Origin of the sequence: Enterobacter sp. UCD-UG_FMILLET (genome assembly GCF_000762975.1) — a bacterium.
GTDB classification, from domain to species: Bacteria; Pseudomonadota; Gammaproteobacteria; order Enterobacterales; family Enterobacteriaceae; genus Enterobacter; species Enterobacter dykesii.
The window spans coordinates 346,866-359,008 of record NZ_JRJC01000006.1; the positions used below are offsets into that span (position 1 = coordinate 346,866).

General features: G+C 57.6%; 10 protein-coding genes. 1 reads left to right on the forward strand and 9 read right to left on the reverse strand.

Annotated elements, in window-relative coordinates:
• Positions 1-16: 16 nt before the first annotated feature.
• Positions 17-781 (forward strand): AraC family transcriptional regulator, encoded by a 765-nt coding sequence (locus LA04_RS02110; RefSeq protein WP_047650307.1) that lies wholly within the window; start codon positions 17-19, stop codon positions 779-781.
• On the opposite strand, the gene leuA is transcribed toward LA04_RS02110, so the two are convergent.
• The 9 genes from leuA to nrdF all read right to left on the reverse strand — a co-directional run bounded on the left by leuA (position 768) and on the right by nrdF (position 12,135).
• Entirely contained in the window at positions 768-2,423 is a 1,656-nt protein-coding gene (leuA, locus tag LA04_RS02115) for a 2-isopropylmalate synthase (protein ID WP_047650308.1), read from the reverse strand. The genes LA04_RS02110 and leuA overlap by 14 nt on opposite strands.
• A 96-nt stretch (positions 2,424-2,519) precedes the next feature.
• Positions 2,520-4,067: a multidrug efflux MFS transporter permease subunit EmrB gene (emrB, locus tag LA04_RS02120; protein ID WP_047650309.1), complete on the reverse strand. Its 1,548-nt coding sequence runs from the start codon at positions 4,065-4,067 to the stop codon at positions 2,520-2,522.
• A 16-nt stretch (positions 4,068-4,083) separates the two neighbouring features.
• Positions 4,084-5,256 (reverse strand): multidrug efflux MFS transporter periplasmic adaptor subunit EmrA, encoded by a 1,173-nt coding sequence (gene emrA, locus LA04_RS02125; protein WP_047650310.1) that lies wholly within the window; start codon positions 5,254-5,256, stop codon positions 4,084-4,086.
• A 126-nt stretch (positions 5,257-5,382) separates the two neighbouring features.
• Positions 5,383-5,913: a transcriptional repressor MprA gene (gene mprA / locus LA04_RS02130; RefSeq protein WP_023308933.1), complete on the reverse strand. Its 531-nt coding sequence runs from the start codon at positions 5,911-5,913 to the stop codon at positions 5,383-5,385.
• A gap of 313 nt (positions 5,914-6,226) precedes the next feature.
• Positions 6,227-7,411: an MFS transporter gene (locus tag LA04_RS02135; RefSeq protein ID WP_045889178.1), complete on the reverse strand. Its 1,185-nt coding sequence runs from the start codon at positions 7,409-7,411 to the stop codon at positions 6,227-6,229.
• A gap of 162 nt (positions 7,412-7,573) precedes the next feature.
• Complete coding sequence (gene proX / locus LA04_RS02140; RefSeq protein WP_023308931.1) at positions 7,574-8,569, reverse strand: glycine betaine/L-proline ABC transporter substrate-binding protein ProX; 996 nt, start codon at positions 8,567-8,569, stop codon at positions 7,574-7,576.
• Positions 8,570-8,578: 9 nt separating this feature from the next.
• Positions 8,579-9,649: a glycine betaine/L-proline ABC transporter permease ProW gene (gene proW, locus LA04_RS02145; RefSeq protein ID WP_047650311.1), complete on the reverse strand. Its 1,071-nt coding sequence runs from the start codon at positions 9,647-9,649 to the stop codon at positions 8,579-8,581.
• On the reverse strand, positions 9,633-10,844 hold the full coding sequence (gene proV / locus LA04_RS02150) for a glycine betaine/L-proline ABC transporter ATP-binding protein ProV (protein WP_047650312.1): 1,212 nt from the start codon (positions 10,842-10,844) through the stop codon (positions 9,633-9,635). The genes proW and proV overlap by 17 nt, the downstream gene beginning before the upstream one ends.
• A 331-nt stretch (positions 10,845-11,175) precedes the next feature.
• Positions 11,176-12,135 (reverse strand): class 1b ribonucleoside-diphosphate reductase subunit beta, encoded by a 960-nt coding sequence (nrdF, locus tag LA04_RS02155; RefSeq protein WP_047650313.1) that lies wholly within the window; start codon positions 12,133-12,135, stop codon positions 11,176-11,178.
• Between the last annotated feature and the right edge of the window lie 8 nt (positions 12,136-12,143).

The window sequence follows — 12,143 nt, forward strand, 5'->3', positions numbered from 1 at the left end:
AGGGTTGTTTAACCCCATGACCACAACGTCGACTTTCTCCTTTACCCATCGTCCTCTTGTTCCGTTTGCCCATGATTACGTTCATGGTGACAGCGAGCCGTGGCATGAGCACGACTGCGCGCAGTTGCTGCACATCCTGAGCGGCGTGGTACGGGTAGATACCGTCTCGGGCTACTGGGTGGTTCCTCCTGGCCGCGGCGTCTGGCTGCCGGCGGGTACTCGCCACTCGCTTCGCATCACCGGCAACGTGGCGGCGCGAACGCTGTTCATCGATCCGCTGGCGCGAGCCGATCTCCCGGCCACCTGCCAGATCGTGCAGATCGCGGCGCTGTTGCGCGAGCTGATCCTCGTCTCTCTTGCTTTACCTGAATCGTACTCGCCCGGCAGCCGGGATGAACGCGTCTATGAACTCATTCTCGATGAAATCCGCACTATGCCGGTGCTGCCGTTTCATCTGCCGGAGCCGGAAAGCGAGGCGTTACGTCACCTGTGTCTGCTAATCCGGCAAAACGCGGGGGAGAGCTGGAGCGGCGCGCAGGCCGCGAGCATGATGAACATGAGCGAGCGAACCCTGAACCGCCATTTTCAGCAGCAGACGGGATTAAGCTACGGCGAGTGGCTGAGACGGGCGCGCCTGCTGGAAGCCTTAGTGCGGCTGGCGCAGGGCCAGCCGGTACTGCGCGTGGCACTGGATCTGGGTTACGGCAGCCACAGCGCCTTTACGGCGATGTTCCGCCGGGTGATGGGCGTCTCCCCCAGCGATTATTTTAAGAACGACTGACGGCGTTTAAAAGCGCCTGAAGCGACGCGCGCGCCACGTCGCTGTCAATGCCTACGCCCCAGCGGCTGCTGCCGTCCTGGAACAGGCAGCAGATGTAGGCCACCGAGCGGCTGTCGCTGCGTTCGCCTAACGTATGCTCGTGATAATCCTTAATCACGAACGGGGCGTTGACCCAGCGGCTTAAGCCCTGAGCGGCGGCGGAGAGCAGACCGTTACCCTGACCTTCCAGCTGACGCGTTCCCCCCTGCGTAGCGACGCTTGCCGTCAAACGCAGCTGGCCGTCCTGCTGGCTGTCGCTGCGGTAGGATTGCAGCGCAAACTGCGGCGTGGCGACCAGGCCGTAGCGGGTGCGGAACAGCTGCCACAGCGCATTTTGCGTCATCTCTTTTCCGTGGCGATCGGTTTCCTGCTGCACGTGCTGGCTGAAATCCTGCTGCAGGGCGCGGGGCAGTTTCAGGCCATGATTCTGCTCAATCAGCCACGCGCTACCGCTTTTCCCTGACTGGCTGTTTACGCGGATCACCGCTTCGTAGGTACAGCCGATATCCTGCGGATCGACGGGCAGATACGGCATCTCCCAGCGATCGCCAGGCCTGCGGGCATCAAAGCCTTTTTTGATCGCGTCCTGATGCGAGCCTGAGAAGGCGGTATAGGCCAGTCGTCCGGCCCACGGGTGGCGCGGATGCACCGGCAGCTGGTTGCAGGCTTCCACCACTTCCACGATCCGGTTCATATCGCTAAAGTCGAGATTCGGGCTGATGCCCTGGCTGTAGAGGTTCATCGCCAGCGTCACCAGGCAGACGTTGCCCGTGCGCTCGCCGTTACCAAACAGACAGCCCTCCACGCGATCAGCCCCCGCCATCACGGCCAGCTCGGCGCTGGCGACGCCGGTACCGCGGTCGTTATGCGGATGCATGCTAATGCAGACATCCCGGCGGCGGCTGAAGTGACGACAGAAATACTCGATCTGGTCGGCATAGACGTTCGGCGTGCTCACTTCGACGGTGGCCGGTAAGTTGATCACCATGGGCCGTTCGTCGCACGGCTGCCAGATCTCCGCCACGGCTTCACAGATCTCCAGCGCAAACTCCGGCTCGGTAAAGCAGAAGGTCTCCGGGGAATACTCATACTGCCAGCGGGTGTCCGGGTTCTCTTCACACAGCTGACGAATAAGCCGCGTGGATCGCGTCGCCAGCTCGACGATTTGCGCTTTTTCCATGCCGAATACCAGGCGGCGGAACAGCGGGGCGGTGGCGTTATACAGATGGACGGTGGCCTGTTTCGCGCCGCGCAGGGATTGGAAAGTGCGATGGATGAGATCTTCCCGCGCCTGGGTTAACACCTGAATCGTCACGTCATCCGGGATGCGGTTCTCTTCAATCAGCTGGCGAACAAAGTTGAAGTCCGTCTGCGAGGCGGATGGGAAAGCCACCTCAATTTCTTTGAATCCGCAGCCCAGCAGCAGATCCCAGAACTGCAGCTTGCGGGTGCTGTCCATCGGCTCGGCAAGGGCCTGGTTGCCGTCGCGTAAGTCGGTTGAGAGCCAGCGCGGCGCGCGGGTAATGCGTTGCTCCGGCCAGCGGCGGTCGGGCAGGGAAAGGGTTGGATAGGGTTGGTACTTGTCGGCGGGTGTGTTCAGCATGATGCGCTCCTGTTGTCTTTTCACCATCGTGAATGGATTTCAGGAGCGCTGCTTTATCGAAACTGACAATCGCTGTCGCGTTCTGGACAACGCGAATTAGTGCGCGCCACCGCCGCCGCTACCGGCACCAAACGGTGGTTTAGCAAACCACACCAGCCCCAGCAGGACGATAAAGATCCCCGCCGATATCCAGAAAATCTCGTTGGCCGAGATAATCAGACCCTGGTTGGTGATCTGCTGGGCGATCCAGCCGGACGCCTGCTGTTCCGTCATACCCATTCCCTGAAGCTGATTGTACGTCTCCCGGGAGTTAGGGTTGAACGGGTTCACCGCTTCGGTCAGCTGGGCATGGTGCATCGATTCACGGTTCGTCCACAGGGTGGTGGTGATCGACGTACCAATCGAGCCCGCCAGCGTTCGCGTAAAGTTCGACAGGCTCGATGCGGCCGCCATGCGCTCAGGCGGTAAACCGGAAAGCGTGATGGTGGTCAGTGGCATAAAGAAACACGCCACGGCAAAGCCCTGAATAAACTGCGGCCACGCGGACGCGCCAAAGTCCATTCCCGGTTCGAACGTATACGCGCGCCAGTAAAAGCAAACGGCATACATGATAAAGCTGAACGTCACCAGTTTGCGCATGTCGAGCTTGTGGGCGAAGCGGCCAATAATCGGCGACAGCAGAACCGGAATCAATCCAACCGGCGCTGAGGCTAAACCTGCCCAGGTTGCGGTGTAGCCGTATACCTCCTGCAACAGCTGCGGCAGCAGTACAATCGCGCCGAAGTAGAGCATGTAGGCGAGGCTGATACACAGACAGCCTATGGTAAAGTTTCGCGACTTAAACAGCGACAGGTCGACTATCGGGTTATCGTCCGTTAGCTCCCAGACAATCAGGAAGCTCAGCGACACCACCGCGACAATCGTCAGGATGATGATCTCCCGGGAGTTGAACCAGTCCAGCTCTTTGCCCTGGTCGAGCATGACCTGCAGGCTACCGATGCCGACAACCAGCAGTGCCAGACCAATGGCGTCGATACGCCGCTGTTCCGTCCGGGTTTCTCTGCCGCGCAGCGACTGGAGCGTCAGCATTACCACGATGGCGCCAATCGGTACGTTGATGAAGAAGATCCAGCCCCAGTGATAGTTGTCGCTGATATAGCCGCCTAAGATAGGCCCGCAAATCGGCGCGACAATTACGGTCATTGACCACAGCGCCAGCGCAATCGAGCGCTTGGCGGGCGGGTAGTTGTTCAGCAGTAAGCTCTGCGACAGCGGGATCAGCGGCCCGGCCACAATCCCCTGAATGACGCGGAAGAAAATCAGCATCGTCAGGCTGCTGGACATGCCGCACGCCCAGGAGGCAAGAACGAACAATACCGTCGACCAGAGGAACAGCTTCACTTCACCGACGCGCTTTGCCAGCCAGCCGGTAATCGGAATGGAGATGGCGTTTGCCACCCCAAACGAGGTAATGACCCAGGTTCCCTGGCTCAGCGACGAGCCAAGGTTACCGGCGATGGTCGGGATCGCCACGTTTGCGATGGTGGAGTCCAGCACCTGCATGAATGTCGCCAGCGACAGCGCGATGGTCATGATGACCAGCTGCGCGCCTTCCAGCGGTTTTTGCGGCTTTTGCTGTTGCATAACGCTCACCTTCGGATTAACCGGCGTTTGCCTTCACGATGTCATCGATCAGCTTGTTGACCGGATCGAGGCTAATTTCACGGGCGTTACTTTCATAAGCCGGGCTGCTTCGCACCTGGCTTGCCAGGATCTGACCGTCGCGGTTGGCGGTGTCGACCGTCACAAGCGTTGAGAGGCCGATACGCAGCGGGTGATCCGCCAGCTGTTTGGCATCCAGCTCAATACGCACGGGCAGACGCTGAACCACTTTGATCCAGTTACCGGTGGCGTTTTGCGCTGGCAGCAGGGAGAAGGCGCTGCCGGTCCCCATGTCCAGACCGACCACTTTACCGGTGTACTTCACCTCATCGCCATAGATGTCGCTGACAACCGTCGCGCTCTGGCCGATACGCATATGGGCAAGCTGCGTCTCTTTAAAGTTGGCGTCTACCCACAGGTTGTCCGCCGGCACGACCGCCATCAGCGGCGTGGTTGGGCTAATCTGCGCCCCTGGCTGGACGGAACGACGGGAGACATAGCCGGTCATCGGGCTGACGATTTTGGTACGCTGCAGGGCAAGCCACGCGTTGCGCACTTCGGTCGCCGCCTGCTGTACGGCAGGCTGATTTTCCAGACTGGTGCCCAGCACCATCGCCTGGTTGGCGTTGTACTGTTGAATGGCCACGTCCAGCTGTGCCTGAGCGCTGGCAACGGCATCGCGGGCGTGCTGCAGCTCTTCACGGCCAATCAGGTTGGCGGTGCCGAGCGGAACACGGCGGTTCAGGTCGCTCTGCGCCTGCGCCAGCGCCGTTTTCTGCACGTCGATGTTGGCCTGCAGCTGCTTGCTGTTGATCATCAGCTGGCGGGTCTGACGGACGCTGGAGGCCAGCGCGGTCTGTGCTTTTTCAAACGCCTGCTGGGCGTCGGTTGGATCGAGGGTTACCAACACATCGCCTTTTTGCACAAAGTCGGTATTGTCAGCCCAGACTTTCGTCACGCTGCCCGACACCTGCGCCATAATTTGTACCTGGTTCCCTGCCACGTACGCATCGTCAGTCTCTTCAGCATGACGCAGTACTAAAAACCAATAGATCCCATATGCCACGGCAATAATGATAAAGAGCAAGGTCAACAGAAGAAGGGCGCTCTTACGTTTGCCTTTCTTGTTGGCCGGTTGCTGCGGGGTAGTGCTCTCCGCATTTGCGCTCATTGTTGTTCTCCACGATCTTCTTATTTTCACATCGGCTGAGCCGACCTGTTGTCAGAAAGGCCAGCACTGTGACGTGCTGGCCTGTCGGTTTTCTTATGAATCTGGAATGGTGAGCGTGTCGTCGCGTTAGCGCAGCGCCTCAAGAACGGCGCCGTCTTCATCCATCTGGTCCAGACGGGTGAGCAGCTTGCGAGTGATGTGCTCAAGCTGGTCGCGCTCGGCGGTGCTGAGGGCAGACCAGAGTTTGTGCAGGCAATTGTGCTGAGGTGGCAGCACCTCGCGCAGGAACTGGTGACCTTTATCGGTCAGTTGCAGATGCAGGCAGCGGCGATCGTTGTCGCTTTCACGGCGCTCAATCCAGCCGCGCTTTTCGAGTTCATCGGCAATACGGGTCGCATTGGTACGGGAGGAGCCCAGCGCGCAGCTCAGTTCGGAAGGCTGAATGCTGTGATTTTCCTGAGACTCCAGCGTAATCAACGCCATAAACAACGTCTCGTTAATCCCTTGAGCTTTCAGCATTTTATTACGGTTTTCCAGTAGCTTACCCTGCATGTGCATGCACAGGCGAGTCAGCAGGATTTCCTGATACGGGAAGTCCTCATGGCGACTGGCGCGGAATTTAAGCATTTGTTCAATGGGCGTAAACGAACTATCCATTTGGGCATAACCTCATTAATTACAGCCGATATAGTAACGATAGTGACAAATAATGTAAATGAATTATTTGTGCGGTTATATCCGCCAAATTTATGTCACCGTCAGAAAGCGCCGGGTAAGTCCGTGACCCGGTGAGCACAGAAAGCGTAGGGTGTGAACCCGCTGGAGAGAGGATGTGAGGACGGGGGTCTGAACTATTCATGCCGATTGTAAATATGTCACCCACATTAAAATTTCTGGGATAAATGATTACATTTACATTAACAGAGTGAAGGGCCTCTTAACACCCTAAGAGGCCAACTCAATGTAAATGTTAGTTAATTGCATCCTGACGGTGATAACCGCGCCACCATACTAGCAGGTTGAGGGTTGCGACGATGGCCCCTATCGCGCATACCCCCGACCAGCCCGCATGCTGCCACGCCGACGCTGAAATGAGCGAACCCGCCGCGCCGCCGATGAAGTAGCTGGTCATGTATCCGGCCGTCAGGCGGTTACGCGCCTCTGGCTTCACGCGATAGATGACGGTCTGATTGGTGATGTGAACGCCCTGAACGGTGAGATCGAGTACCAGGATACCGACAATCAGCGCCAGCACCGAGATGTGTCCGTACCAGATCGCCGCCCAGGAGAGCAGAAGTAAAACCAGCCCTGCGGAGGTGGTCAGGTGGGATTTGCCCTTGTCGGCCAGCCCGCCTGCGGGACGTGCGCCCAGCGCGCCTGCGGCGCCGGCCAGGCCGAACAGGCCAATCACCCCTTCGGAATAATTGAACGGCGGCGCGGCCAGCAGAAACGCCATCGACGTCCACAGGATGCTGAAGTTAGCGAAGGTGAAACAGCCCAGCAGGGCGCGGGTGCGCAGAAGCTTGTCTTGGGTGAACAGGCTGAAAACGGAGGCCAGCAGCTGAGGATAGTTCAGGTGGTTTTCCTGCTTCACTTTTGGCAGCCCGCGCCACAGCGCCAGCGCCATGACGACCATCAGCACGCTCGCCACCCAGTATACGGTGCGCCAGCCGCCGAGGCTTGCCAGCAGCCCTGCAACGGTTCGCGCCAGCAAAATCCCCAGCAGCAGGCCGCTCATGATGGTGCCCACCACCTTGCCGCGTTTTTCCGGAGAGGCGAGGGTCGCGGCGAGCGGGACCAGGATTTGCGCCACCACGGAGAACAGCCCCGTTAGCGCGGTTCCGACGATCATCATCGTCAGCGACTGGCTGCTGGCGGTGATCAGCATCCCACCGGCGGCCAGCAGGGTCATGGAGACAATCAGCATTCGGCGTTCAAACATATCGCCGAGCGGCACCAGGAACAGCAGCCCGGCGGCATAGCCCAGCTGTGCAGCGGTGACGATAAAGCCTGCGGAGCTGGCGGAGAGATTGAACGCGCGGGCGATGGTGTCGAGAAGAGGCTGCGCGTAATAGTTGCTGGCGACTGCCAGACCCGTTGCCACGGACATTAAAAGGATGAGTGCGGGGCTAAGCCCTTGAGTTGTTTTTGTCATTAGTTTCAGGAATCGTTAGTTGAGTGATTATTTTTCCGGAAACCATAATAGCTAATGATTGTGAAAGTTGGGGGATTGTTGGGTGATGTATTGTGCGGTTTAGGTTGGGTGCGGTTGATCCCCTCATCCTAGCCCTCTCCCACGGGGAGAGGGCTAAGTCCTTTACTTCTGCGCTTCAAGCGCCTCTTTCACCCAGCCGTCGAACTGCTGCTGGTGGGCTTTGATCCAGCCGTCCACGTGGCCTTTCACATCCGCTTCAGACGATTTGCCCGCATGCATCATCGCGTTCTGGGCATTGATGTCCGCCAGCGGCAGCTTCATTACCGAGAACAGCTTCGCCGCCGCCGGGTTTTTCTCCGCCCAGGCTTTGTTGGCCACGATATGCATGGTGTTCACCGGGAAGCCGTAGTTCATGCCGTTCGGCAGTTTGGTGTCGATATCCTTCTGCTCGCCCGGAAGGGAGGAGAACGGCACCTGCAGCCACACCACGTCTTTGCCCGGCTTTAGCACGTCGCTCACCCAGTATGGCGTCCAGGTGTAGTAGATCACCGGTTTACCCTCTTTGAAGCGGGCAATGGTGTCGGCCATCATCGCTGAATAGTTGCCGTGACTCACGTCGACCGTTTTCGCCAGATCGAACGCTTTGTTCTGGTGGTTAATCACCGCTTCACAGCCCCAGCCCGGCGAGCAGCCCATCATGTCGGCCTTGCCGTCACCGTTGGTGTCGAACAGTTTGGCGATCTTCGGATCTTTCAGCTGTTCAATGTTGGTTATGTGGTACTTATCGGCAGTTTTTTTGTCGATCAGATACCCCTGCGCCGCACCCGTCACGAAGGTGCCTTCGCGATAGAATTTCTTGTCGCCACCGGCGGCGGCATACATGTCGTCGTGCAGCGGCTGCCAGTTGACGGCGGTAAAGGTGGCGTCGCCGGAGGCAATCGAGGTGTAGCCCACGTTGTAATCCACTTCGCTCGGGGTGTTAACCGTATAGCCCAGCTTCTCCAGCGCGCGGCTGACGATCAGCGTCTGGAAGCTCTCTTCCGAAATGGTGCTCTGCACCGGCTGTACGGTAATGCCTTTGCCAGGCAGGTCAGCCGCAAACGCGCTGGTGGAGACAAGGGTGGCAAACGCTGTGGCAAAAAGTACGTTATGTCGCATCGTTGTTCCTTATTTTGACTTCGTGAAAGGGCGGGTGAGTAACCCGACAGGGCCGGTGGTATACCAGCGACGGTTGCCGCGACTGCGTGAATCACGACCGACGGCCTGGGTCAGGCGGTCAAGAATAATGGCGAGGATCACAATGCCGACGCCGCCGACGGTGGCCAGCCCCATGTCGAGACGGCCAATGCCGCGCAGCACCATCTGGCCCAGACCGCCAACGGCGATCATCGAGGCAATCACCACCATCGACAGGGCCAGCATCAGCGTCTGGTTAACGCCCGCCATGATGGTCGGCATCGCCAGAGGAAGCTGAACCTTAAACAGCATCTGGCGCGGGCTGGCACCGAACGAGCGTGACGCTTCGATCAGGTCCGCAGGCACCTGGTTAATCCCCAGAATGGTCAGACGAATAATCGGCGGCAGGGCGAAGATAATGGTGACCACCACGCCCGGCACGTTGCCGATGCCGAACAGCATCACGATAGGCACCAGATAGACGAACGCCGGGGTGGTCTGCATTGCATCCAGCAGCGGACGAATAATCTTCGCCGCTCGCGGGCTGCGCGCCAGCCAGATCCCCATCGGCAGGCCGATGACAATGCAGAAGAGCAGAGCGGTCAGCACCAGCGCCAGGGTGATCATCGCCTGCGACCAGGCGCCAATCGCGCCGATGGCTATCAGCGAAATCAGCGTGGCGACCCCCATGCCCGCGCTACCGAACTGCCAGGCGATCAGGGAGAACAGGATAATCGCCACCGGCGCCGGCATGCCCAGCATCAGCTGCTGGAAGCCGTTCAGGATGTAATCCACCGGGACGCGGATCCCCTGGAAGACCGGACGGAAGTGGGTGACCACCCAGTCGATCCCCTCCGTGACCCAGCTGTCCAACGGGATCAGCGTTTTGTGGAACGGATCCATGATATTGAAGTGTTCTGGCGCAGGCGCGGGTGCGCTGTTGAGCCAGTCTGCCGCACCGCCGCCATCGGTCGGCGCTGGCGCGGAACCCCAGGCGTCGGCAGATTGCGCAGCGCTGTCCGCTGCTTCAGTGGTGCCCCACGGGTTAGATTGATCGGTCATTGTTTGCCTCCTCGCGATCTAAAGCCTGCAGCAGCATCCGTTTTGAGATGATGCCGACGTACTGTTGTTCCTCACCCACGACCGGCACGGCGCAAGGCGCCTGGCCCACGTGAGAGAGCAACTCGCTGAGCGGCGTTTCGGCGTCCACGGCAAGCGGAGCGTCAATTAACGCCGCATCGATTCCCTGGTTCTCAGTCAGAGCCGTTTTCAGGGAGTCGATGGAGACAACGCCAACAAATTTATTGCCGCGTTCAACCAGATAGCCGTATTCACGGTCTTCGTCCTGCAGCAGCTTCAGCGCGGAGCGCGGGCCGAAGCCTGGCGTTTTACGGATAATGCCGTTTGGCGTTCGACGGGCAATATCTTTGGCGCTAAAGACCTGGCTAATATCCACGCCGCGGAAGAAGGTGCGCACATAATCGTTCGCCGGGTTATTGAGAATTTCATCCGGCGTGCCGACCTGCACCACTTCACCGTTTTGCATAATGGCAATACGGTCACCAATACGCATGGCTTCATCCAGATCGTGGGAAATAAAGACAATCGTTCGCTGATGTTTAGCCTGTAATTTTACCAGCTCATCCTGCATCTCGGTGCGAATTAAAGGATCGAGGGCGGAGAAGGCTTCATCCATTAATAATATGTCTGGATTAATGGCTAATGCACGGGCTAATCCTACGCGCTGACGCATACCGCCGGAAAGTTCATCCGGGTACGCATGCGCATAATTTTCCAGCCCGACCTGACGCAGTGCATCAAGGGCTTTTTCCTGACGTTCCTGAGCCGACGTGCCGGCTAATTCCATGCCGAAAGCAGTATTATCCAGCACCGTCATGTGCGGCATCAGCGCGAATGACTGGAACACCATTGCAATCTTCTTTCTGCGCACCTCGCGAAGCTCTGCGTCTGATATTCTGGCGATATCCACGCCGTCAATCAGCACCTGTCCGCGGGTGGGTTCAATCAGGCGATTGAGAAGGCGAACCATAGTGGATTTACCCGAACCGGATAACCCCATGATGACAAAAATCTCGCCTTCTTCAATGGCCAGACTGGCGTCTTTAACGCCAAGTGATAGCCCGGTTTTTTCCAGAATTTGCTCTTTCGTAAGGCCTTTCTCAATATATTTGAATGCGCGCTGCGGGTGCTCGCCAAATACTTTATAAAGATTTTTCACTTCTAATTTAATTGCCATGCAATAGAGAGTGTCCTGTTATTTGTTTATGCCGATATGATTACCATGGTAAATTGTTAACGGGCATAACCCTAACATACTGAGAATCTGAGACAACCCTGTGTCGGGCTAAGGGCGGAATTTTCATGCAAGCGAAACGGCTGAATTTCCCATGAATAAAGGGCTGAGGGCGGTTTGAATTTTTCTCAATTTTTTGCTGCTGCATCGGGAAATTTCACCTGAATCGGAATGATTCAGGCGAATATGACGTGGAAATTACAGTGTAGTTGTTTTGTAAATATTAGAGAGGGAGTTGTTGGGTTTATATTAAATTAACGAACGTTAGCGTTCATTAAAAATCCCAGTCTTCATCCTCGGTTTCCACCGCTTTGCCCATCACGTACGATGAGCCAGATCCCGAGAAGAAATCGTGGTTTTCGTCGGCATTGGGCGACAGCGCAGCCAGAATAGCCGGGTTCACCTCCGCCATCTCCGGCGGGAACAGCGCGTCGTAACCCAGGTTCATCAGCGCCTTGTTGGCGTTGTAGCAGAGGAAGGCCTTCACGTCCTCCTCCCAGCCGGTGCCGGCGTAGAGTTCCTCCGTATAGCTCAGCTCGTTGTCGTACAGATCCATCAGCAAATCGAGCGCAAAGCCTTTAAGCTCCTCGCGCTTTGCCTCGCTGACTTTCTCCAGCCCTTTCTGATACTTATAGCCGATATAATACCCGTGCACCGCTTCATCACGAATGATGAGCCGAATCAAATCGGCGGTGTTGGTGAGCTTGCCCCGGCTCGACCAGTACATGGGCAGCCAGAAGCCGGAATAGAAGAGGAAGGATTCCAGGAATACGCTGGCGATCTTTTTCTTCAGCGGCTCGTCGGCCCGGTAATATTCCAGAACAAGCTCCGCCTTTCTCTGTAATGACTCACTCTCTTCACTCCAGGCGTAGGCTGCGTCCACGTCTTTGGTCTGGCAGAGCGTCGAAAAAATCGAACTGTAGGAGCGGGCGTGCACCGCCTCCATAAAGCTGATGTTTGACATCACCGCCTCTTCGTGCGGCGTCAGCGCATCGCTCATCAGCGCGGGCGCTCCCACGGTATTCTGAATGGTGTCCAGCAGCGTCAGGCCGGTAAAGACGCGGATCGTCAGCTGCTGTTCGGCGTGGCTCAGCGTTTGCCAGGCCGGAATATCGTTGGAGAGCGGAACCTTTTCCGGCAGCCAGAAGTTGCTGGTCAGGCGGTTCCATACCTCCAGGTCTTTATCGTCCTGGATTTTGTTCCAGTTAACGGCACTCACGCGTGACAGTTTCATCCTTTCTC

Excerpts from the sequence above, each read along its gene's own strand:
- proX (WP_023308931.1), bottom strand. The coding sequence starts at position 8,569 with ATGCGACATAACGTACTTTTTGCCACAGCGTTTGCCACCCTTGTCTCC.
- emrA (WP_047650310.1), bottom strand. The coding sequence starts at position 5,256 with ATGAGCGCAAATGCGGAGAGCACTACCCCGCAGCAACCGGCCAACAAG.
- nrdF (WP_047650313.1), bottom strand. The coding sequence starts at position 12,135 with ATGAAACTGTCACGCGTGAGTGCCGTTAACTGGAACAAAATCCAGGAC.
- emrB (WP_047650309.1), bottom strand. The coding sequence starts at position 4,067 with ATGCAACAGCAAAAGCCGCAAAAACCGCTGGAAGGCGCGCAGCTGGTC.
- LA04_RS02110 (WP_047650307.1), top strand. The coding sequence starts at position 17 with ATGACCACAACGTCGACTTTCTCCTTTACCCATCGTCCTCTTGTTCCG.
- proW (WP_047650311.1), bottom strand. The coding sequence starts at position 9,649 with ATGACCGATCAATCTAACCCGTGGGGCACCACTGAAGCAGCGGACAGC.
- mprA (WP_023308933.1), bottom strand. The coding sequence starts at position 5,913 with ATGGATAGTTCGTTTACGCCCATTGAACAAATGCTTAAATTCCGCGCC.
- LA04_RS02135 (WP_045889178.1), bottom strand. The coding sequence starts at position 7,411 with ATGACAAAAACAACTCAAGGGCTTAGCCCCGCACTCATCCTTTTAATG.
- proV (WP_047650312.1), bottom strand. The coding sequence starts at position 10,844 with ATGGCAATTAAATTAGAAGTGAAAAATCTTTATAAAGTATTTGGCGAG.
- leuA (WP_047650308.1), bottom strand. The coding sequence starts at position 2,423 with ATGCTGAACACACCCGCCGACAAGTACCAACCCTATCCAACCCTTTCC.